Source organism: Ruegeria sp. BJ6 (assembly GCF_056537885.1).
On record NZ_JBQFSG010000007.1, the window covers coordinates 173623 to 193100 of the forward strand.

A 19478-nucleotide genomic window follows, 5' to 3' on the forward strand; every position below is an offset into this window, starting at 1 on the left:
CCCGAGAGTATTTTTAGCCAAATGAAGCAGGCGGGCGCTGCGGATGCAGATGCAGCTGCGCTCGGTAGGCCGCGCGTTTGAATTCGCGGGTCAGCTTGTCGCTGAGTGGCGGTTTAGTCTGAATGGTTGATCCGCCGATCTCTCCGGCCACTTCCTGATTGCCTGTGCCCAGAAGGGCGTGGATGGGCTGGCCGGTGATCCAGTGCATTTGCAGAAACGTGTCCACAGGGCGGTCGATCCGGTCAGTCGCGTCCAGCAGGCGTTTAGCGGCGTGGCGTCCCACGACCTGACAGACGCATTGCAGGCCGATCACGCGCGGCAGGATCAAACGCATGTCGTCCTGACCAGCAATCGTCTGGGCCGGTGTTTCGCGTTGTTTTACCGGCAGGCGGATATAGTGATCCGGTGTTGCGAGGGGGCGCAGCAGTTCCAGCGCCCGGGCGATTTTTGCCGGATCAACCCGCAGATCGTCCTCGGTAATGATCGCCAGATCGATCTTGTCCTCGACCAGCTTGCGCCAGATGCGCCGATGGCTTTCAAAGATGCCGATCTCGGCCGGGCGCAGCGGAAACGGATAGCGGGGCCGGTGCAGATTGCCAGGGTGGAGTTCAACGCCTGCAATCTGGTCGGGATCGCGTCCGTTCACGGCCTCGAACAATTCGGCATTTGGCAGATCCGCGCGCAGCTGCTCGGCGTTGGGGCGGCGTTTGGTGCTGGCCGACATATGGATGATGAATGAGCGCATGCCCCCGTGCATAGAACACGGGGACATGCTGGGGAAGAGAAACCGGATCGAAACGCTTCCCCGTTTGTGTTCAGAAGCTGTAGCGCAGGCCAAAGTTGAGGCTGAACGTATCCAGATCGTCTTCAAACGTGCCGGTTGACGTACCATTCGGCGCGAGGCGCTGGGACGAAACATCAAACGCGCGGGAATAGCGGGCGTCGACCGTGAACGCGGTCGAGTCGCTGATGTCATAGGCGACACCGGCAATCAGCTGGGCCGCGAAATTGGTGTCGCTGTCGTCCAACGCCACACCCGGCCCGTAGACGAAATCCAGATCGGAATAGGTCGCACCCACACCGAGCCCGACAAAGGGTGTGATCGCGCCGCCTTGTTTGAAGTCAAACAGAAGGTTGGCGAACAGCGAGGTCTGGCTGACATCGCCCGATACATTCCCTTCAGCCCCCGGTCCGTTGCCGGTGAAATTCACCGCGTCCACGTCATTGTCGCGATAGGACAACTCCAACTCGATCCGGGTGCCGATGCTGTCATTCGACCATGCGGGGATTTCGGTGCCGACGGCCACACCCAGTCCAAAGCCACCGTCAAATTCGGTATCCACTGATTGGGTTCCGCCCCCGATCGAGCCGGAAAAATCGCTGTCCTGTAACTGGCTGTAGCCTGCGAAGCCCTGAATATACACGCCGTCGGGCAGGGTTTGGGCGGCCAATGTAGAGGCGCTAAGGGTCAGGGCCGCAGAGGCGAGAATGAGACGGGTTTGCATGGTCAGGTCCTTTGTTCCGCAAAATACATGACGCACATGTGGGCGACGCACGCGCGAAGGAAAGCCACTGAGGCTTCACTTCGATTCACAGGTTTTTTGGGTGGTGTGAGGGGACTGGTCCGGCGCGGCGGTTCAGACACCGTGAGCGGCTATCATGAAAACTTTCCCGACGGTTTACCGCCGCCTGACCGGTTGTTCAGTTGCCGGAAAGCTATTGCTGCGGCGGCAGCGGCAATTTTAGCGGTACTCCGACACTGCTGATTGCCGAGTTGATCGCCCCCCATACTTCGCCCACAATCAGATTCCAGGCCTTTTCGATGGTAAGCACCGTCAACAGTGCCAGGTCGCGGGCGAAAAGCTCGACATGTTTTTTGAGCCTTTCGACGAAACGATTGAACATCTGGTTGTTGGTTTTGAGGATTCCAGAAACCCGTTCGCGCGAAATCACGACAGCCAGTTCCGCGATGTTTTCCGACTGGTTCTTTGCAAATGTACGGACACTGGCAAACCCGTTACCAAGTTCGTTGCTGAGTTCACCCAAGATGTTGGATACGATTTCAGATACTTTCATGAGATCAATTCCTTATCGCTTCAATGTTGCTTCAACGATCAGCGTAGGTTCGATCGCTGCGGTGTAATCCTTTAAAAAAAGCTCAACGGTTCCGGGTTGTAACGTGCCGAGACGGTGGGTGTCTCGCAGATCGGAAAGACTTTCGACAACAAGTTGGAGTTTTTCCGGCGTGGTATTGAGACACTTTTGCGGTGTGCTGTCCCGGCAGACTTCCTCAAGCTGCGGTGACTGCGCGAACCGAACACCCAGCGGAGGTGTCGGGCGGGCTTTGGCCTTGTCCCGCGTTGCACCGAACGCACCGATTATCGCATCGTATTTTTCCGAGTATGTGCTGAAGCTGCAAGAGTTTGGGCAACTGCTCAATCCGCTGAATACGGCAAGTGTCCTTTCGTGCGTTGCATTCAGTTTTTCCTCCAGCTCCGCGTCATACGATGGCACCGCCTGTATCGTGCAAGCGGTTGCCACAAGCAGGAAACCAATCAGGACCGACCTGGTTCGATAAATGGGATTTGGCATAATACTCTCCAGAAAATATCAACCAGACTACGATCCCGATTGATTTTCTGGCAAGAAAAAAGGCCCCGGTCGGAAACCGGGGCCTTCGTGATCATGAGGGGTCGCGGATTAGTCCGCGCTTTCCTCTTTCTTTTCTTTTTTCTCGGGAACGATCTCTTCACCGCTTTCCTGATCGACCACTTTCATCGACAGGCGTACCTTGCCGCGGTCGTCAAAGCCCAGCAGCTTGACCTTTACTTCCTGGCCTTCCTTCAGAACATCCGACGGATGGTTCAGGCGGCGGTTTTCGATCTGGGACACGTGGACCAGACCGTCGCGCTTGCCAAAGAAGTTCACGAAGGCGCCGAAATCGACGATCTTCACGACTTTGCCGGTGTAAACCTGACCTTCTTCCGGCTCGGCCACGATCGAATAGATCATGTCATAGGCCTTCTTGATCGATTCACCATCCGGCGAGGCGATCTTGATCACGCCGTCGTCGTTGATGTCGACCTTGGCACCCGAGGTTTCCACGATCTCGCGGATGACCTTACCGCCCGAGCCGATCACTTCGCGGATCTTGTCGGTGGGGATGTTCATGGTCTCGATGCGCGGGGCGTGGACCGAGAATTCGTTGGTCTCGGACAGGGCTTTGCCCATCTCACCCAGAATGTGCATCCGGCCGTCCTTGGCTTGCGCCAGGGCTTTCTCCATGATCTCGGGCGTGATGCCCGCGACCTTGATGTCCATCTGCAAAGAGGTGATGCCGTTTTCGGTACCCGCAACCTTGAAGTCCATGTCGCCCAGGTGGTCTTCGTCACCCAGAATGTCCGACAGGATGGCGTATTCGCCGTCATCTTCCAGGATCAGACCCATGGCTACACCGGCAACCGGTGCTTTCAGCGGAACACCCGCATCCATCATCGACAGCGAACCGCCGCAGACCGACGCCATCGAGCTAGAGCCGTTGGATTCGGTGATCTCCGACACGATGCGGATCGTGTAGGGGAAGTCGGTCGCCGCAGGCAGAACCGCCTGCAGGGCGCGCCATGCCAGCTTGCCGTGGCCGATCTCACGACGGCCCGGGCCACCAACGCGGCCAACTTCACCAACCGAATACGGAGGGAAGTTGTAGTGCAGCAGGAAGTTCGATTTGAAGTTGCCATGCAGTGCGTCGATGAACTGCTCATCATCGCCGGTGCCCAGCGTGGTCACGGCCAGCGCCTGTGTTTCACCACGGGTGAACAGAGCCGAACCATGGGTCCGCGGCAGCATCGAGGTTTCCGCAACGATCGAACGGATATCGGTGGTCGAGCGACCGTCGATCCGCTTGCCGCCCTTGACGACGTCGCCGCGCAGAATGCCTGCTTCCAGCTTTTTCATTGCCGAACCGAGGTTGCCGTCTTCCAGCTGCTCTTCGGTCAGCGCTTCCTTGATCGCTTCACGGGCGGCGGCAACAGCGGCGGTGCGCTCCTGCTTGTCGGTGATCGCGAAGGCGGCGCGCATCTGCTCTTCACCGGCGGCCTTAACAGCGGCGGACAGCTCCGAGTAATCAGGCGCTTCGAAGTCAAACGGCTCTTTCGCGGCTTCTTCGGCCAGCGAGATGATCAGGTCGATGACCGGCTGAATCTGCTCATGCGCGAAGTTTACCGCGCCGAGCATTTCCGCCTCGGACAGCTCGTATGCTTCGGATTCAACCATCATCACGGCGTCTTTGGTGCCGGCAACAACCAGATCCAGACGCTGTTCGGGGTTCAGGCGCAGGTCCTGCATGTCGTCGACGGTCGGGTTCAGAACGTATTCGCCATCTTCAAACCCAACGCGGGCACCGGCGATCGGGCCACGGAACGGCGCGCCCGAGATGGTCAGGGCAGCAGATGCAGCGATCATCGCGACGATGTCGGGGTCGTTGACCAGATCGTGGCTCAGCACGGTGCACATCACCAGAACTTCGTTCTTGAATCCGTCAACGAACAGCGGGCGGATCGGACGGTCGATCAGACGCGCGGTCAGCGTCTCTTTCTCGGTCGGGCGCGCCTCGCGCTTGAAGAAGCCGCCCGGAACCTTACCGGCGGCATAGTATTTTTCCTGATAGTGGACGGTCAGCGGGAAAAAATCCTGACCGGGTTTTTGCGCACGGGCAAAGGTCACGTTCGCCATGACGCTGGTTTCACCCAGCGTGGCAATCACGCTGCCGTCGGCCTGACGGGCAACCTTGCCGGTTTCCAGTGTCAGCGTCTCTTCGCCCCACTGCATAGATTTCTTAGTTACATCAAACATTTGCGTATCCTAGATGAGAGCACTCCCGCCCCTGCGGGTCTCCCGTTTGCATGGCGGCCCCATTGCCGCCGACCCCATTTATCTTCCGTTCGAGTGCCGGGGCCATGGCACAACGTCTCAGATGGGTGGCCAATACATGAGAATGAACCGGATTGAAAGAGGTCTGACAGCAGCGCCTGACCCCATTGTTGAGTGCCTGCTGCGAGCGGCATGCACCTGTTCACGGCCTATTCCCGAGACTTGCGCAATGCCCGGATATCGGACGTCGAAACAGCACTTTCGGTTGGCGTTGGGGACTGCCTGGTGGTGTGCCCGCCATCGAACCCTATCAGCGCCAATGCCGAGGCCGACCAGACCCAGGAATTCAACCATAACAGCCCGGCCAGGGCGGCAATGCCCATCAGTATGGTATTCGGATCAAATTCCGGAAGAGATTGCGCAAGAATGATGGAAAAAATGGACAGGAGTACCGGGACAAGCGCGAAAAGAAAGGTGAAAAGCTCAAAGTAGATTTGAAGAAAGAAGGACACGAAGAAGATGCAGAACAAGGGAAGAAATCTGCGGCCTATGCCATAAAAGAAACCCATGCTGGCTGCACTGTAGCTGGCTTCGCGGGCGGCGCTTGCCAACGGTACGGCCATTACGGTGTTGGCAACTGCCAAGGCCACAATGACGATGATTGTTTTGCTGCCGACCGCCAGCAAGGCAACAGCCCCCTGAGTTGATTGCGAGGCGCCCGTGAACGCATCAGCTGAAAGGGGTTCACCAACCTGCCACATGGCAAACAGAACAGCCACAGCGTTGGCAAACCAGATTAAAACGCCCATAACGACGAAAAAGAAAACACCATAAAGAACCGATTTCAGGATCAGTATTCTGAAGTCGGGGCGGCGCAGGTCGCCTTTGAGCTCAAGAGCCGTGCGAATGCCGTACAGGCCGACAAAGGTCGCGGTGATCGGTTCACTCAGGTAGCTTGCGTAGCCCGCCGTTGGAATGTTCAGCACGGACCAAATGATCGAAGAAGCGATGCCTATGACGATGACAGGGCCGATCATGCGTAGAAAGACGCTCAGCGACAGGATGAAAGAGCTAAGGATGAGTGTCACGGAAAAGAGCCCTGTTGTAACCTTTGGTTGTGCGGGCAGTCACGCCTCAACTAAATGGCAGTGTCAACTAGTTCGGGTGCGGACCCCCGCCGAGGTTCCGCTATTCGGGTGGCCAAAATGGTAACGCCCGCCGAATGGCGGGCGTACAAACCGGAAGATCCCGGTCTATTGTCTAGTACAAACCGGAAGAAACGCGCTTAGCGGCGGATACCCAGCTTTTTGATCAGGTCCTGATAACGGGCCTCTTCTTTGCCCTTGAGATAGTCCAGCAGCTTGCGGCGCTGAGCAACCATCTTCAACAGACCACGACGACCGTGGTTGTCTTTTTTGTGGGTTTTGAAGTGCTCGGTCAGGGTGTTGATGCGCGAGGTCAGGATCGCAACCTGAACTTCTGGCGAACCGGTGTCGCCGTCCTTGGTTGCGAATTCTTTCATCACGCGTGCTTTTTCGTCAGCAGTAATCGACATCGGGGTCTCCTTTAAGGGTTAGAGTGAATGGCGCAGGCCGGGATGTCGTCCAGCACAGGCCCATGGAGATAACCGCACCGAATCCGATACGGATGGGCGCGTATAGGCGCAATTTTGTTAAGTTGCAAAGGGAATCTGCGGATTTATCCGCTTAGGCCCAAAGTTGGCAGTTCGGTTTCGCGCACCAGTTCGATGTCGTCCGCCGACAGGCCGTCCGCACCAAACAGATGCGCCACTTCCTGACCGTCGACCAGCACGCGCATAAGGTCGCTGTTTTGTGCGTCGGGCTGGATTTCGATGTCCGGATCGGGGTTCTCTGCGTCTTCCCAGGTCACGAGCAACTTGTCCTCGCCCGGTGTGAAGTCCATCACGGTGACCTCACTTTCAGCAGCATTTTCGCCCAGGATAATTTCGTCTGCGCCGGACCCTCCGGTCACGACATCGCCCCCTCCGGCGATGATCACGTCATCCCCCTCACCGCCATTGAGGAAGTCCGTGACTTGTCCTTCCTCGTCAGCGTCCTGACCGGACAGAACATCATCGCCGCTGCCGCCGAACAGGGTGTCAGTCCCCGTGCCGCCATCCAGAATGTCGTCGCCATCCCCGCCTAGAAGTGAATCCTGACCTTGTTCTCCGACCAGAATGTCGTCGCCCTGACCGCCCACCAGTTCATCATCGCCATCGCCGCCGTTCAACTGGTCGTTACCGAAATGACCGAACAACCTGTCGTCTTCGCCATCACCGAAAAGCTGGTCCTCGCCGTCCTCACCATGCAGGATATCTTTGCCGTCCCCGCCCTTCAGGATGTCATCACCTGCCCCGCCCAGCAGAACGTCATTCCCGCCGTTGCCAACAACCGTGTCATCGCCGCCATATCCGTTGATCTGATCGTTGCCATCCTGCCCGGCAAGAGTGTCGTCACCACCCTCACCGGCAATGACCAGATTGCCGTCGTAGTCACTTATCAACCCGTCAACAGATTTATCATCGGATGCCTCGGACGGTTCATCAACGTCCTCTCCGATCTCGATGAAAGTTCCTTCGGAGTAGTTGCCTTCGGTGATGCCGTCGTCAATTACGTCTGGATCGTCTTCCTCATCGGAAAACACGTCGCCCAACGCATAGGCTGCGCCGCCGACTGCTGCCATGCTGAGCAACCCGATCAGAAACATGGGACACCTCTGCCAAAGTAGTGCGTGAGGTCAGAATATCCTGTGAATCAAGGGGTTGGTCAAAGCCGAACCGCTTTGTTGGTTAACGATAGGTCTTTAGCCCCAATGCTGAGGCTGTTGGGAATAAGCAATGTAAAGCGGGTGTTTTGGATGCCCGTCCTTGGTTAATCCCAGATGGAACAGGGGCTGTTTTGTTCCGCGCAAAAGCTGCTCGACCGCGGGGCCGCGTTCCAGATGGGTGCCGTGGGTGCCCCATGCGGCAACGATCTGGTCGGCCCAATTAACCCCGGCCAGAATGGCATCATCGTTTTCGGGGCCAATGGGATCGGCGGCTGCGCGCATCTTTCGCGGGTCGGTATCGCGCCAGGCAAAGATATTGGTGACCTGGAATGCGCCAAATCCCAGCGTCCGCGCGCGCCGTTCACAGCGTTCAACGGTGGGGTCGTTCTGAACCTCGGTTGCTGTCGAGGGATTCAGCATTACAAACAGAGCCTTGCGCCCGGCCGGATCCCAGACCCGGGTCAGGCTGTAGCGATAGCATTCGCAATCCGAGTAAACGGCGGTCGAGGGCGCATCGCCCTTGGTGTGGGAACGGGTAATCATGCCGCTGGCTTACCATGCTTCACCAGATGGGGCCATAACGACTGACTGGAGTTTGTGACAGGCGCACGCCATGCGTTTTATTGGGCGAAGTGAGCCGGTTCTGACGGAATCAAATCGGTTGCGTGACAGGGCGCCTTTGCCTCTGCCATCCTAGTATAATTATGAGTACGAGCGCACTTGCCAGCATCGCAAGTGGCGCTGGGAGTGGGACGGGACTCATCGGTGGGGCCAGAGTTATCGAATATTCGCCAGAGTTGGTTACACCGCCCGGAAATCCGCCGACCAACGGGAAAATCGCGTAAAGAGGTGGCTGCACGCCGGGGTTAACGGAATCCTCCAGGGACAGGATGCACTCCATCGCCAGACAACCTGACCCAGCTGCAGAGTTCGTGATGAACCCTTCCGTGGAAGGGTTGCCGCGAATGTCATTGCTTACCGCATCGTAAACAGGCGCGCCAACGCCAGTCCCTAGTGTGTCGAATGTGACGCCGTCTATGGTGATGTTGAAACTGGTCAGAAGTCCTCCGGTATCCGGCGCCTCAAATATGCCGACCGAGGTACCAACGGTGATATTGTAGCTAACGGTTATGGCATTCGCCATTGGCGCCGAAAGGATACCTGCGGTGATTGAGAGGGTCAGCGCTTTCAACGCTTTGCTGCGTAAGGAATTAAACATAACCAACCCTCCAGACAACTAAACCAATGATGCTATTATAGCAAAAATCGGGCGGTCCGTCCAATTTCACCCCGGCAACATCCTGTTGATACACTGGGTTTGAATTGTGGGCCCGTCGTCGGTCAAGAGCTTTGCACGAACACCCGGCTGGGATGCAATTCGCCGGATTTATAGACGCCCACGGCCACAGCCTGGCCATCCAGAGAGGCCCAAGCTTCGTCGCCATACTCCACATCCGAGGTCAGAACCATGCCCGGATTGCCGTTGCGCAGGCGGGTGGCGCCTTCGGGCGTGCATTTCACCTCAGGCAGATCGGCCAGACCGGCCTCCAGCGGGTGCAGGTATTCGTCCAGCGCTGTGGTCTTGGCCATTTCGTCGATCTGCTCGATGCTCAGGCCGTTTTCGGCCTCGAAAGGTCCGGACCAGATGCGGCGGAGCTCCTTTACATGGCCATGACATCCCAGCGCCGCGCCCAGATCACGCGCAATCGAACGGACATACCCGCCCTTGCCGCACGTCATCTCAAGCATGACATGATCCGGATCGGGTCGGTCGACCAGAACCAGTTCCTCGACCCAGAGCGGACGCGCGGCGATTTCGACATCCTCACCATCGCGGGCCAGCTTATAGGCGCGCTGACCATCGATCTTGACGGCCGAGAATTTCGGAGGGACCTGCATGATCTCACCCACGAAAGGCAGCAAGGCCTCTTTGATCTGATCGTCGGTCGGGCGTGCGTCACTGCTGGCGATCACCTCGCCTTCGGCGTCGTCGGTGTTGGTGGCCTGACCAAGGCGCACGGTGAAGGTATACGCCTTGAGCGCATCGGTGATGTAGGGAACGGTCTTGGTTGCCTCGCCAAGGGCGACGGCCAGTACGCCGGTCGCCTCAGGGTCCAGCGTGCCTGCATGCCCGGCCTTTTTGGCGTCCATGGCCCAGCGGACCTTGTTCACAACGGCGGTCGAAGTCAGGCCCGCGGGCTTGTCCACAACCAGCCAGCCGGAAATGTCGCGACCCTTGCGTTTGCGTCCCATATTTCACCTTGAATTTTATCGAGGCGCGCGACCTAACGGATCGGTCGGGCGCTGTCAAACTAACAGAATGCCGAATGCAGATCAGTGCGGCTTATTCCAGGCTTTCGACGACGCCGACGATGGGACCCAGAGAGGTAAAGCCAACGTCAGCCCGGTTCAGAGACGGGGCGTAGAGGCGAGAGATATTGCCGTCGAAAAACAGGGCATTCGGGGTTTTCAGAACGTCCCGGAACAGGCTGCCGAATTCATGAAATGTCACGTAGTCATCGGATATTGCAAAGACCGCTCTTGCGCCGTCCTTGCTGGTGCCCACTCCGTTGCGCACATAGCGCGAGGTCGAATCGACCAGAAAGCGCGGGTGCAATTCGCCATCGATCACCAGCATCGGGCCTGACTGCGTGGCAAAGCGGCATTCGGGGGCATCTTCGACGAATGTCAGCGTTTCAAACACATCTGCGCGTCCGTCGCGGATGCAGAACACCCCATTGGGCAGCAGACCAAAATTACCCGGCCCTGCATTGGGGATCACGCGCATAATCTCCTGCCCGTCTTCGACATAGTGACCAACGGGCGAGCGGTCGTCGTGATACATCCCGGCGTTCATGGCAAAGGCCAGCCGTTCTCCGTCCGGGTTCAGCGCGTTGTTTACGGAAGAGAAGTAACCCAAAACCTCGCCATTGTTGTCGTTCAGAAACAGACGCAGGTCTTCGTTGGCGGCATCCACCTCGCAGATGGTATACCGCTTGTCCTCATGGGCCAGTTTTTTACATGTGACCGCAGAGGCTTGCGCCGCCCACAGGACCGCGCACAGCGTCAGAGCCGTGCGGATCACTCGTCCAGATCGCGGCGCACCGCGTCCTGTTCGAACATGCGGCGGGTGTCGTCCAACCGGTCAAACGTGTCATCCAGACGGAACCGCAGATCGGGCGAGAATTTCAGGCCGACTTTCTTGCCCACCATACGCCGCAACTCGCTTTTGTTGCGGGCGAGCAGTTCGATCACGTTTTCCTGCCCTTTGCCGCCAAGCGGCAGCACATAGGCAGTGGCGATCTTGAGGTCAGGAGAGGTGCGTACCTCACCCACGGTGATCGACATACGGTTCAGGTCGGGGTCGTGCACATCGCCGCGCGCCAGAACCTCGGACAGGGTGCGGCGGATCAGTTCGCCGACGCGGAGTTGTCTTTGGGAAGGGCCGGGGCCATCGTGGAATTTGTTCTTAGCCATAACCCCCGATCTAAGCGCAAAGCAGGGCTTTGCCAAGCGGGCGCGAACGGGGTAGGAGGCTTTGAGCCGAATTCAACAAAAGGACCAGCGCAATGACCCATATTCCGGGGATCGTCATCACAGGGGCTTCGGGCCGTATGGGGCAGATGCTGATCAAGACCGTCACGGATAGCGATCAGGCGCGTCTGGTCGGCGTGGTCGAACGCAAGGGTCATGACTGGATCGGACAGGACGTAGGCGAAGCGATGGGTGGTCAGGCATTGGGTGTGACCGTGACCGACGATCCGCTGGAGGCATTCGCTCAGGCGCAGGCTGTCATTGATTTCACCGCGCCCGAGGCAACGCTGGAATTCGCGGCGCTGGCTGCGCAGGCGCGCTGTGTGCATGTGATCGGCACCACAGGTATGACGGATGAGCAGATAGCGGCTTTGGAGCCGGCATCACGCCATGCCGTCATTGTGCGGGCGGGCAACATGAGCCTTGGCGTAAACCTGCTGGTGCAACTGACCAAAAAGGTCGCGGCCGCATTGGACGAGGATTTCGATATCGAGATCATCGAGGGGCACCACCATCACAAGGTAGATGCGCCCTCGGGCACCGCGCTGATGTTGGGCGAAGCTGCTGCCGAAGGCCGAGGGGTCAAGCTGGACGATGTGTCTGATCGGGGCCGTGACGGCATTACCGGCGCACGCAGGCGTGGGGACATCGGGTTCCACGCCATTCGCGGAGGCGACATCGTCGGCGAACATGACGTGCTGTTCGCCGCCCCCGGAGAACGTATCGTACTGCGCCATCTGGCCTCGGACCGTGCCATCTTTGCCCGCGGCGCGCTGAAGGCGGCACTGTGGGGGCAGGGCAAGGCCCCCGGCCAGTATGACATGGTGGATGTGCTGGGCCTTTAAGCCATAGACGACCCGCCAGTCGACGCTACAGTTCGGGAATGCGAACCCTGAAATCTCGCGTGGCAACCGGAGTATTGCTGTCAGTGTTTTATCTGACACTGCTGCCTTTTGTTGTGCACGGGTTTGGAATGATCGGCACTGAGCTGTCTGATGATGCGGCCAAACAAAGTTATTTGTTTGTGGATGGTCAAAGAATCGGTAACGCAGCCATGCTGCTACATATCTTGACCGGAACGGTTCTGGTGGCATTGGTGCCGCTGCAGTTAATCAGAGGGCTTCGGCAGAGTTTCAACCGCTTTCACCGCGCGCTGGGTACGGTGTTGATCACACTGGCGCTGGTCACCGGTCTGGCCGGGATGATTTATATACCCCTGCGTGGAACGATAGGCGGACCAGTGATGTCCGTGGGTTTTTTCATTTATGGGCTGTGCCTGTTTACTGCGGCACTGATGCTGGCGCGGAAGGCTTTGACTGGCGACCGCGAAGGCCATTGGGCTTGGGGATTGCGGCTGTTCTGGTTGGCGTTGGGGTCGTGGCTTTACCGTGTCCACTACACGCTTTGGTATCTGCTGACCGGAGGGGTGGGGTCAGAGCCCGATTTCTCGGGCCCTTTTGATCTGGTGCAGAATTTCGCGTTCTTTGTGCCTTATCTGCTAGCCGTGCAGATCTGGATTGCGCGCAAGCGCCCGGGTCATCAGGGGGCGTTGGTCACAAATCCCTGACCTTATCCGCGCGTAGCGGGCAGGACAGATAAACGCCGAACTCTTTGCCGATATCGGCGCTGACCCGCGCGTGGACCCGGCCCTGACGATCCAGAAAACGCTGGTTGTCCTCGACCGGGAAAATCCCCTCGTGCCAGATGCCGGGATGGATATAGAGGCCGCGTGAGCCGTCGCACCAGAACGCCACCACCTTTTCAGGGGTCAGGTTGTCGCCAGGCAGAGCGGCGGGCACGATGAAGGGTTTGTTGTCCAGCGGCCAGAACATCTGCCCGCCATCCGGGTGATAGTTCATGTGCCACAACAGCACCTGATCGCGCGGCGCGGTTTGCCGGTCCGTTTGTGCCTGCTGAGGATCAGCAGACCAGCCGAGGACATAATGGCCTTTGACCGCTTCGTTCTCGCCATAGAGCACATCGCCCTTCCAGTCGCATTTGAACGTGCCTTCGACCCAGCCGCCTTCGTCGCCGGTGCCCTCGTCGATTGGCCGCCAGCCCTGCTGCGGCCAGCGGGCGATTTCGATCTCGAACCCCTCGGGGTCATCGACCAGACAGCCATAGCCCTTGACCGATGTGTCCGTTGCCCGGATCAGGGGAACCTCATGCCAGGGCAGCGAGGGTTTCGAACTGGCCTCGAAAATATACTCCGGTGCGTTCATGCTGCACCCAGATGTCTGTCGACCATGCGTTGCACCATCGGTGCGAAATGCGCGAAATCGGGTGTTTCCATGTCTGCGCGTTTGCCAGCCTCGTCCAGATAGCGCACCTGAATGATCTCTTTCAGGTTTGGATTGGCTTCGAATTCGGCGACCTCGTCGGCATTCATCGGACCGCCTTGCAGTTCCAGTGTATGGATCGAAGCCGTAGACAGACGATTGAAGTATTCGGGCTTGGTGGCGCAGAGATACCGCTTGGCGGCCACGTGATAGCGGCAGCAGTCGGTGATGACCGAAGGGAAGAACTGTTCCAACACTTCGGCGCCCGCGTCCTCGTGATGACGGTCTTCGGTGTCGTCGGGGTGATAGGTGCCGAACTCGGATGTGAAATGGCCGATATCGTGCAGCAACGCGCCGACGATGATTTCCTCGGGCTGGCCGTTCTGTTCGGCGATTGTGGCGCCTTGCAGCATGTGTTCGGCCATGGTTACGGGTTCGCCCAGATATTCTTCTCCACCTCGGCGGTCGAAAATGTCACCGATGAAGGCCACGATGTTGTCGCGGTTCAGGGTCGAGAAATCCGGTTTCATTCTGCTGCCTCCGGCTGTGCCATCTCCATCGCGGCCAGCGTCGACAGCAGCCCGTCCTTGTCGGCGTAGCAGCCCTGCAGCCAGCGTGAGCCTGCGCCGGAATAGCCCAGACGCGCGTGCAATACGCGGGTGTTGTCGACGATAAAGCTTTCACCCGGTTCCAGCTTGAACGACACGCCCATGTCCGGATCGTCGATGATTTCGCCCAGTTGCCGATAGGCGGCGTAGTAGGCCTCCATCTGGTCAAAGGGGATGTCCACGAATGGGGCCGACGAGCGGTTGTTAAAGCGGATGCCGACCAGTTCTCCATCCGGCGACAGCTCGATCATTGGGCGGCGCGAGCGCAGGCAGACCCCGTCCGAACCTTTGTATTCGAAGCGGGCCGGATAGCCTGCCAGAAGTGCAAAACCTTCGGGGTTTTGGTCACGCAGCTTTTCGGCGGCACGGAAGCCGTCGACAACAATTGAATCACCGCCTTCAGCGCTGTTCTCAAGGCAGTAGAGGATCTGCAGCGTTGGCACCGGGTCACGATATGGATTGTCGGTATGGGCCTGCAGGCCAAGGCCGGTGTAGGCGAGGTTGGTCGGGTTCACCTCGGTCCGGACCTCGAAATAGGGGCCATAATTGGTCTCGCGCACATAGCCGAACAGATCGGCCACTTTCAGCAGCGATTCCGGCTCGGTCGGACCATTTGTCAGTTTGGCAAAGCCGTACTCGGCCACTGCCGCCAGCCAGCCGCGTTTGGCTGAGGGGTTCTGGTGAACTTCGGTCCAGTCGGCGCTGGGTGCTTCGATGCCGCGCGACCAGGTGGTAATGCCAGGCGCTATCCGGCCGAATTCTTCAGATTGATTGCGGTCGTAGTTGTGATCCGACAGCCAGGCGGCAGGGAAGGTAACGGTTTTGCCTTCGGGTGCGAAGGTAACGGACAGATCGCCGTTCACGATCTCAGCCGCAGCGACCGAGATATCGGCAGGAATGTCGCCAATCGTGATCAGGCGCTGACCATTGCCCGCTGCGCGGGTTTCGGGGTCAAGCGCATTGTCGCGCAGCCAGATGGCGTGAAAACGGGCGCGGGTGTTGTCGGTGAATTCAACAGTGACGACAGAACCGTCGTGGGTGGCAGAGCGCAGCATTGGGGGTCTCCTGTTCGGCGCGGGCTGTGCTTGTGGAAATATAACCGACATGGCATTACGACAATTAATCCTTATTCCGCCTGAGAGTTGGAAATTCTAATGGCTAAGAAAAAGGTCGGGTTGCCGCCGCTTGACTGGCTGCGGGTGTTCGAGGCCGCCGGCAGGCTGGGTGGCTTTTCCGCCGCGGCGCGCGAGTTCGGGCTGACGCAGGCCGCTGTCAGCCAGCGGATCGGCAACCTTGAGGCATGGCTTGGCCGTTCCCTGTTCGTGCGCGAGGCGCGCGGCGTGACGCTGACAGTCGAGGGCGAAAGCTATTTGCCGATGGTGCAGGACAGCCTGTCTGCACTGGAACAAAACACTGAAGACCTGTTTGGTAAATCGCCACGCGAGCTAAGGGTAGCTGCACTGAGTTCGCATGTGCACGCATTGGTTCTGCCGTGCGTCGCGGCCTTTCACGAAAAGCGGCCCAAGGTCAGGCTGGTGACCGACTCGGTGGCGCGCCGTTCAACGCTGGATGAAGAGCGGACATGGCTGCAGATCCGGTACGGGCGTGGCAATTGGCTGGGACGCGAGGCCACTCTGATTGCGCCCGAAGTGCTGGTGCCCATGGTCGCTCCGGGCGTGAGACTGGATGATGGTGTCATCGAGTTGCGCGGCGAAAGGCCGGGGTGGAGGGACTGGTCCCGGAATGCCGGGTTACCCGAACCTCCTGCTGCGCGGCTGAGTGTGGATTCGATGGAACATGCGCTGACGGCGGCGCAGCAGGGATTGGGTGCGGTACTGGGGTCAGCCCCGTTGGCGCGCAGCCATTTGGCGTCGGGTGTGCTGTTGCGGCTGGACCTGCCCGAACTGGAAACCAAAGACGGGTACTGGTTGACATGGCCGGAAGAGCGCGCCCGTTCGAAGAAACAAAAAGCGCTGATCTGGGACTTTGCCGAAACCCTTCGGGCCAAAGGCTGAGCCCCCGAAGCGGGGATCAGAAATCGATCGCGATCCCCTTCTTTTCCCAATCGCCATATCGGGCAGGGTCCGGTCCGTCGCGACCGCCAAGTTCTTTGGGTGCCGTCTTGGCCGCTGCATCGGCTTTCTTGCGGCGCTCCTCTGCTTCGGCAAGCGCGCGTTGTGCAGCAGGGGGCAGGTCTTGTTGCTTGTCGCTCATGGCATTGGGTTCCTTTCCGTGCACGCCCTTGATATACGCCCGCGTCGGCCCAAGGCAATGCGGGCGCAGGTCACAGTCAAAAAGGCGGGAACATGTCGGACGGTGCAACAACGGCACGGCGCAGCGCAATTTATCTTTTGGATCAGATTCTGGGCGAGGGGCGATTGTTGTCCGAATGCCTTGCAGCGGGCGCTCTGGATCGTCTGGGCCATGAAGACCGCGCGCGGGCGCAGCGGTTGACGCTGGAAACCTTGCGAGGGCTGGAACGCGCTGATCGCCTGCTTGAAGGGCATCTGCGGAAAACCCCCGATTTGACGGTTCTCAATACTCTTAGGCTGGGTACGGTCGAACTGTGTCAGGGAGAAGCGGCGCATGGTGTGGTCAACTCCATGGTCGAGATCGTCGGGCGGTCGCGCAAGCATGGGCGCCTCAAGGGGCTGGTGAACGCGTTATTGCGCAAAGTGGCAGCGGATGGGCCGGATGCGTGGCCCAAAATGCGTGTGCCCCGCTTGCCGGATTGGCTGCGTGAGCCTTTGATCGAGGCCTGGGGTCAGGACGCGGTAAAGGAAATGGAGCGAGCGCATTTCGACGGCGCGCCACTGGACGTGACGCTCAAACCCGGTGTTACAGGTCCGGGTGGTGAGGAGTTGCCGACCGGTTCAGTACGGCTGCGGGACGCCGGGCAGGTGTCTGCCCTGCCGGGCTTCGCTGCGGGTGAATGGTGGGTACAGGATGCAGCGGCGGCGTTGCCGGTGCGGGTACTGGCCCCCCAGTCCGGGGAAAACGTGCTGGATCTGTGCGCCGCGCCGGGTGGAAAAACGATGCAGCTTGCCGCCGCCGGGGCAGAAGTGACAGCGCTGGACGTTTCCGAGGCGCGGATGAAAAGAGTGCGCGAAAATCTGGCGCGCACTGGCCTGCAGGCCAGTATCCTTGTTGGGGATGCGCTGGAACATTCCGGCCAGTATGACGCCATACTTCTGGATGCGCCCTGTTCCGCCACGGGTACGATCCGCAGGCACCCGGATTTGCCGCATGCCAAGGACGGGTCCGAATTCGGTGGTCTGATCGAGCTGCAGGCACACATGCTGCGGCATGCTTGGACCTTGCTGAAGCCGGGCGGGCGTCTGGTTTATTGCACCTGTTCGCTTTTGCCCGATGAGGGCGAAGTGCAGGTAGAGGAAGCGTTGGCGGAACACCCGGATATGACCATCGACCGCGCGGCGCTGCACCTGCCGGGCATTGAGGGCAGCTGGGTCACCGAGGAAGGCGGCCTGCGTCTGCGCCCTGACTATTGGCCCGAGGCCGGTGGGATGGACGGGTTTTATGTCGCCTGCCTGCGCAAATCGGTCTGAGTTGACGCTTTTCGGTGACTCGACGAAATTCCCCGGCTATCGTTGCCTCAAACGCCCCAGAGCGTGTGAGGCAGAGTAACGGGAACCATGTCGAATCCGGAAACCATGGTCAGACGATGGATGCGGTTTCAGAACCGTCTCTATGCGCGCCTCAGCCAAAGGCAAAAAGGGGTTAAGGGCTTTGTCGGTCAGCCCGAGCCGCGCACTGTCGGATCGTTTGCGCGGGGGCGGCAGCTGGTGGCGGGCAATTTGCTTTTTGCCGGGTATCTCGTCGAAGCGCAGGACACCGGGTTGTGGGACGTTGCGGCCCCTACAGCTGCCTTTGACGAGGAACGGCATGGTTTTGCATGGCTCGATGATCTGGCCGCAGTAGGGGATGCACGCGCGCGGGAAAAGGCGCAACGCTGGGTCTGGGGCTGGATCGAAGAGCACGGCCGCGGACAAGGCCCGGGCTGGGTTCCAAATCTGACTGGGCGCCGGGTCATCCGCTGGATCAATCACGCGGTCTTTCTGTTGCGCGGGGCCAGCGAGGATCAGAGCCGCTTGTTCTTTCGCTCGCTTTCACAACAAACTTGGTTTCTGTCCAAACGCTGGCAGGCGACCACACCGGGGTTGCCGCGATTCGAGGCTTTGGCCGGTCTGATCTACGCCGGTTTGGCATTGGAAGGATTGGAACACATGGCCGACCCGGCCTTGCGGGCGATGGCCGGTGAATGTGATCGCCAGATCGACGAACAAGGCGGCATTCCAACCCGCAATCCCGAGGAACTGCTGGAGGTTTTCACCCTGCTCACTTGGACGGCTGCGGCCCTGCATGAGGTCGGGCGGGGTACACCGGCAGCGCAGACGCAGGCAATCAAGCGGATCGCGCCCACCTTGCGCAGCCTGCGCCATGCTGACGGGGCGCTGGCGCGATTTCATGGTGGCGGCCGGGGTGTCGACGGGCGGCTGGATCAGGCCCTGGCGCAGAGCGGTGTAAAGCCGCAGCATCCTGTCGGGCTGTCGATGGGCTATGCCCGTTTGGCCGCTGGGCGCACCAGCGTCATTGTTGATGCCAGTGCGCCGCCCAACGGTGCCGCATCGTATAACGGACACGCGTCCACACTGGCGTTCGAACTGACATCTGGGCGGCGTCCTTTGATCGTCAGTTGCGGATCGGGGTCCAGTTTTGGTCTGGATTGGCGTCGGGCCGGACGGGCCACACCCTCGCATTCCACCTTGTGTCTCGATGGTTACTCTAGCGCGCGCCTGTCAGAGCCGCTGAGGGGGACGGCCCATGAGGCGCTGATTGACGCGCCGCACGACGTTCCGGTTGAAGTTGAAGAGGGTTTTGAAGGGGTACAACTGCAGGGCGGCCACGATGGCTATGTCAAGGTTTTTGGCTTGACACATGCGCGTGTTCTCCAGTTGCGATTTGATGGGCGGGAACTGTCGGGCGAGGATATCCTGCTGGCGCTAAGCGACAAGGCAAGGCGCCGGTTTGATCAGGCCATGGACAGTTCGGGACTGAATGGCATCGGTTTCGACATCAGATTGCACCTTCATCCGGATGTCGACGCGGCGGTGGATCTGGGCGGTGCAGCCGTTTCCATGGCGCTCAAAAGCGGAGAAATCTGGGTTTTCCGGCATGAAAACGGCGGTAAATTGTCTCTGGCGCCAAGTGTTTATCTCGAAAACGGGCGATTAAAGCCACGCGCGACAAAACAGATCGTTCTATCTGGTCGCGCAATGGAGTATGCGACGCGCATCCGGTGGACGTTGAGCAAGGCACAGGATACAGCCTATGCCGTGCGCGACCTGCACCGGGACGAGCCCGAGTTTGACTGACGCCAAAA

Annotated in this window: 22 protein-coding genes; 5 read left to right on the plus strand and 17 right to left on the minus strand. The window is 59.2% G+C overall.

The genetic code is table 11. The annotated features are described in order from the left end of the window. Positions 1–13: 13 nt before the first annotated feature. The 13 genes from ACR0D6_RS15515 to rbfA all read right to left on the minus strand — a co-directional run bounded on the left by ACR0D6_RS15515 (position 14) and on the right by rbfA (position 11133). The gene (locus tag ACR0D6_RS15515; protein WP_170655933.1) at positions 14–745 is read right to left on the minus strand and encodes a glycosyltransferase family 25 protein; all 732 of its coding nucleotides are present in this window, start codon (positions 743–745) and stop codon (positions 14–16) included. A gap of 70 nt (positions 746–815) precedes the next feature. Then, positions 816–1505 (minus strand): outer membrane beta-barrel protein, encoded by a 690-nt coding sequence (locus tag ACR0D6_RS15520; protein ID WP_170655931.1) that lies wholly within the window; start codon positions 1503–1505, stop codon positions 816–818. A 211-nt stretch (positions 1506–1716) separates the two neighbouring features. Then, complete coding sequence (locus tag ACR0D6_RS15525) at positions 1717–2076, minus strand: hypothetical protein (protein ID WP_170655929.1); 360 nt, start codon at positions 2074–2076, stop codon at positions 1717–1719. A gap of 12 nt (positions 2077–2088) precedes the next feature. Next, positions 2089–2592 (minus strand): hypothetical protein, encoded by a 504-nt coding sequence (locus tag ACR0D6_RS15530; protein ID WP_480766142.1) that lies wholly within the window; start codon positions 2590–2592, stop codon positions 2089–2091. 108 nt (positions 2593–2700) lie between these two features. Further along, the gene (gene pnp, locus ACR0D6_RS15535) at positions 2701–4851 is read right to left on the minus strand and encodes a polyribonucleotide nucleotidyltransferase (protein ID WP_480766143.1); all 2151 of its coding nucleotides are present in this window, start codon (positions 4849–4851) and stop codon (positions 2701–2703) included. Between the two features lie 227 nt (positions 4852–5078). Next, on the minus strand, positions 5079–5957 hold the full coding sequence (locus ACR0D6_RS15540) for a hypothetical protein (protein ID WP_480766144.1): 879 nt from the start codon (positions 5955–5957) through the stop codon (positions 5079–5081). A 197-nt stretch (positions 5958–6154) separates the two neighbouring features. Beyond that, positions 6155–6424: a 30S ribosomal protein S15 gene (gene rpsO, locus ACR0D6_RS15545; RefSeq protein ID WP_170655922.1), complete on the minus strand. Its 270-nt coding sequence runs from the start codon at positions 6422–6424 to the stop codon at positions 6155–6157. Positions 6425–6567: 143 nt separating this feature from the next. Then, on the minus strand, positions 6568–7596 hold the full coding sequence (locus tag ACR0D6_RS15550; RefSeq protein WP_480766145.1) for a calcium-binding protein: 1029 nt from the start codon (positions 7594–7596) through the stop codon (positions 6568–6570). Positions 7597–7692: 96 nt separating this feature from the next. Beyond that, positions 7693–8199: a DUF1643 domain-containing protein gene (locus tag ACR0D6_RS15555; RefSeq protein ID WP_480766146.1), complete on the minus strand. Its 507-nt coding sequence runs from the start codon at positions 8197–8199 to the stop codon at positions 7693–7695. A 109-nt stretch (positions 8200–8308) separates the two neighbouring features. Continuing rightward, a complete protein-coding gene (locus ACR0D6_RS15560; protein WP_480766147.1) occupies positions 8309–8875 on the minus strand; it encodes a hypothetical protein in 567 nt (188 codons plus the stop codon). A 122-nt stretch (positions 8876–8997) separates the two neighbouring features. Continuing rightward, positions 8998–9909, minus strand: a complete 912-nt coding sequence (gene truB / locus ACR0D6_RS15565) for a tRNA pseudouridine(55) synthase TruB (RefSeq protein ID WP_480766148.1) — start codon at positions 9907–9909, stop codon at positions 8998–9000. Between the two features lie 91 nt (positions 9910–10000). After that, on the minus strand, positions 10001–10741 hold the full coding sequence (locus ACR0D6_RS15570) for a phosphodiester glycosidase family protein (protein ID WP_480766149.1): 741 nt from the start codon (positions 10739–10741) through the stop codon (positions 10001–10003). Further along, on the minus strand, positions 10738–11133 hold the full coding sequence (rbfA, locus tag ACR0D6_RS15575; protein WP_170655910.1) for a 30S ribosome-binding factor RbfA: 396 nt from the start codon (positions 11131–11133) through the stop codon (positions 10738–10740). The genes ACR0D6_RS15570 and rbfA overlap by 4 nt, the downstream gene beginning before the upstream one ends. A gap of 92 nt (positions 11134–11225) precedes the next feature. Here rbfA and dapB point away from each other — a divergent pair, with 92 nt between their 5' ends. Both dapB and ACR0D6_RS15585 read left to right on the plus strand, forming a co-directional pair. Further along, on the plus strand, positions 11226–12035 hold the full coding sequence (gene dapB, locus ACR0D6_RS15580; protein WP_480766150.1) for a 4-hydroxy-tetrahydrodipicolinate reductase: 810 nt from the start codon (positions 11226–11228) through the stop codon (positions 12033–12035). Positions 12036–12073: 38 nt separating this feature from the next. Continuing rightward, complete coding sequence (locus tag ACR0D6_RS15585; RefSeq protein ID WP_480766151.1) at positions 12074–12757, plus strand: DUF2306 domain-containing protein; 684 nt, start codon at positions 12074–12076, stop codon at positions 12755–12757. Here the strand turns inward: ACR0D6_RS15585 and ACR0D6_RS15590 are convergent. From ACR0D6_RS15590 to tmpA, 3 genes are read right to left on the minus strand one after another with little or no spacing between them, the layout of a single operon-like run. Further along, on the minus strand, positions 12744–13412 hold the full coding sequence (locus tag ACR0D6_RS15590) for an ureidoglycolate lyase (protein WP_480766152.1): 669 nt from the start codon (positions 13410–13412) through the stop codon (positions 12744–12746). The genes ACR0D6_RS15585 and ACR0D6_RS15590 overlap by 14 nt on opposite strands. Then, positions 13409–13999, minus strand: a complete 591-nt coding sequence (tmpB, locus tag ACR0D6_RS15595) for a (R)-1-hydroxy-2-trimethylaminoethylphosphonate oxygenase (RefSeq protein ID WP_480766153.1) — start codon at positions 13997–13999, stop codon at positions 13409–13411. Before tmpB ends, ACR0D6_RS15590 begins: the two co-directional genes overlap by 4 nt. Next, positions 13996–15132, minus strand: a complete 1137-nt coding sequence (gene tmpA, locus ACR0D6_RS15600; RefSeq protein ID WP_480766154.1) for a 2-trimethylaminoethylphosphonate dioxygenase — start codon at positions 15130–15132, stop codon at positions 13996–13998. Before tmpA ends, tmpB begins: the two co-directional genes overlap by 4 nt. A gap of 99 nt (positions 15133–15231) precedes the next feature. Between tmpA and ACR0D6_RS15605 the strand changes: the two genes are divergently transcribed. Beyond that, complete coding sequence (locus ACR0D6_RS15605; protein ID WP_480766155.1) at positions 15232–16092, plus strand: LysR family transcriptional regulator; 861 nt, start codon at positions 15232–15234, stop codon at positions 16090–16092. Positions 16093–16108: 16 nt separating this feature from the next. On the opposite strand, the gene ACR0D6_RS15610 is transcribed toward ACR0D6_RS15605, so the two are convergent. Then, a complete protein-coding gene (locus ACR0D6_RS15610) occupies positions 16109–16291 on the minus strand; it encodes a DUF1674 domain-containing protein (RefSeq protein WP_170655896.1) in 183 nt (60 codons plus the stop codon). 92 nt (positions 16292–16383) lie between these two features. On the opposite strand from ACR0D6_RS15610, the gene ACR0D6_RS15615 reads away from it, so the two are divergent. Then, a complete protein-coding gene (locus ACR0D6_RS15615; protein ID WP_480766156.1) occupies positions 16384–17643 on the plus strand; it encodes an RsmB/NOP family class I SAM-dependent RNA methyltransferase in 1260 nt (419 codons plus the stop codon). 87 nt (positions 17644–17730) lie between these two features. Then, on the plus strand, positions 17731–19470 hold the full coding sequence (locus tag ACR0D6_RS15620; RefSeq protein WP_480766157.1) for a heparinase II/III family protein: 1740 nt from the start codon (positions 17731–17733) through the stop codon (positions 19468–19470). Positions 19471–19478: the final 8 nt, after the last annotated feature.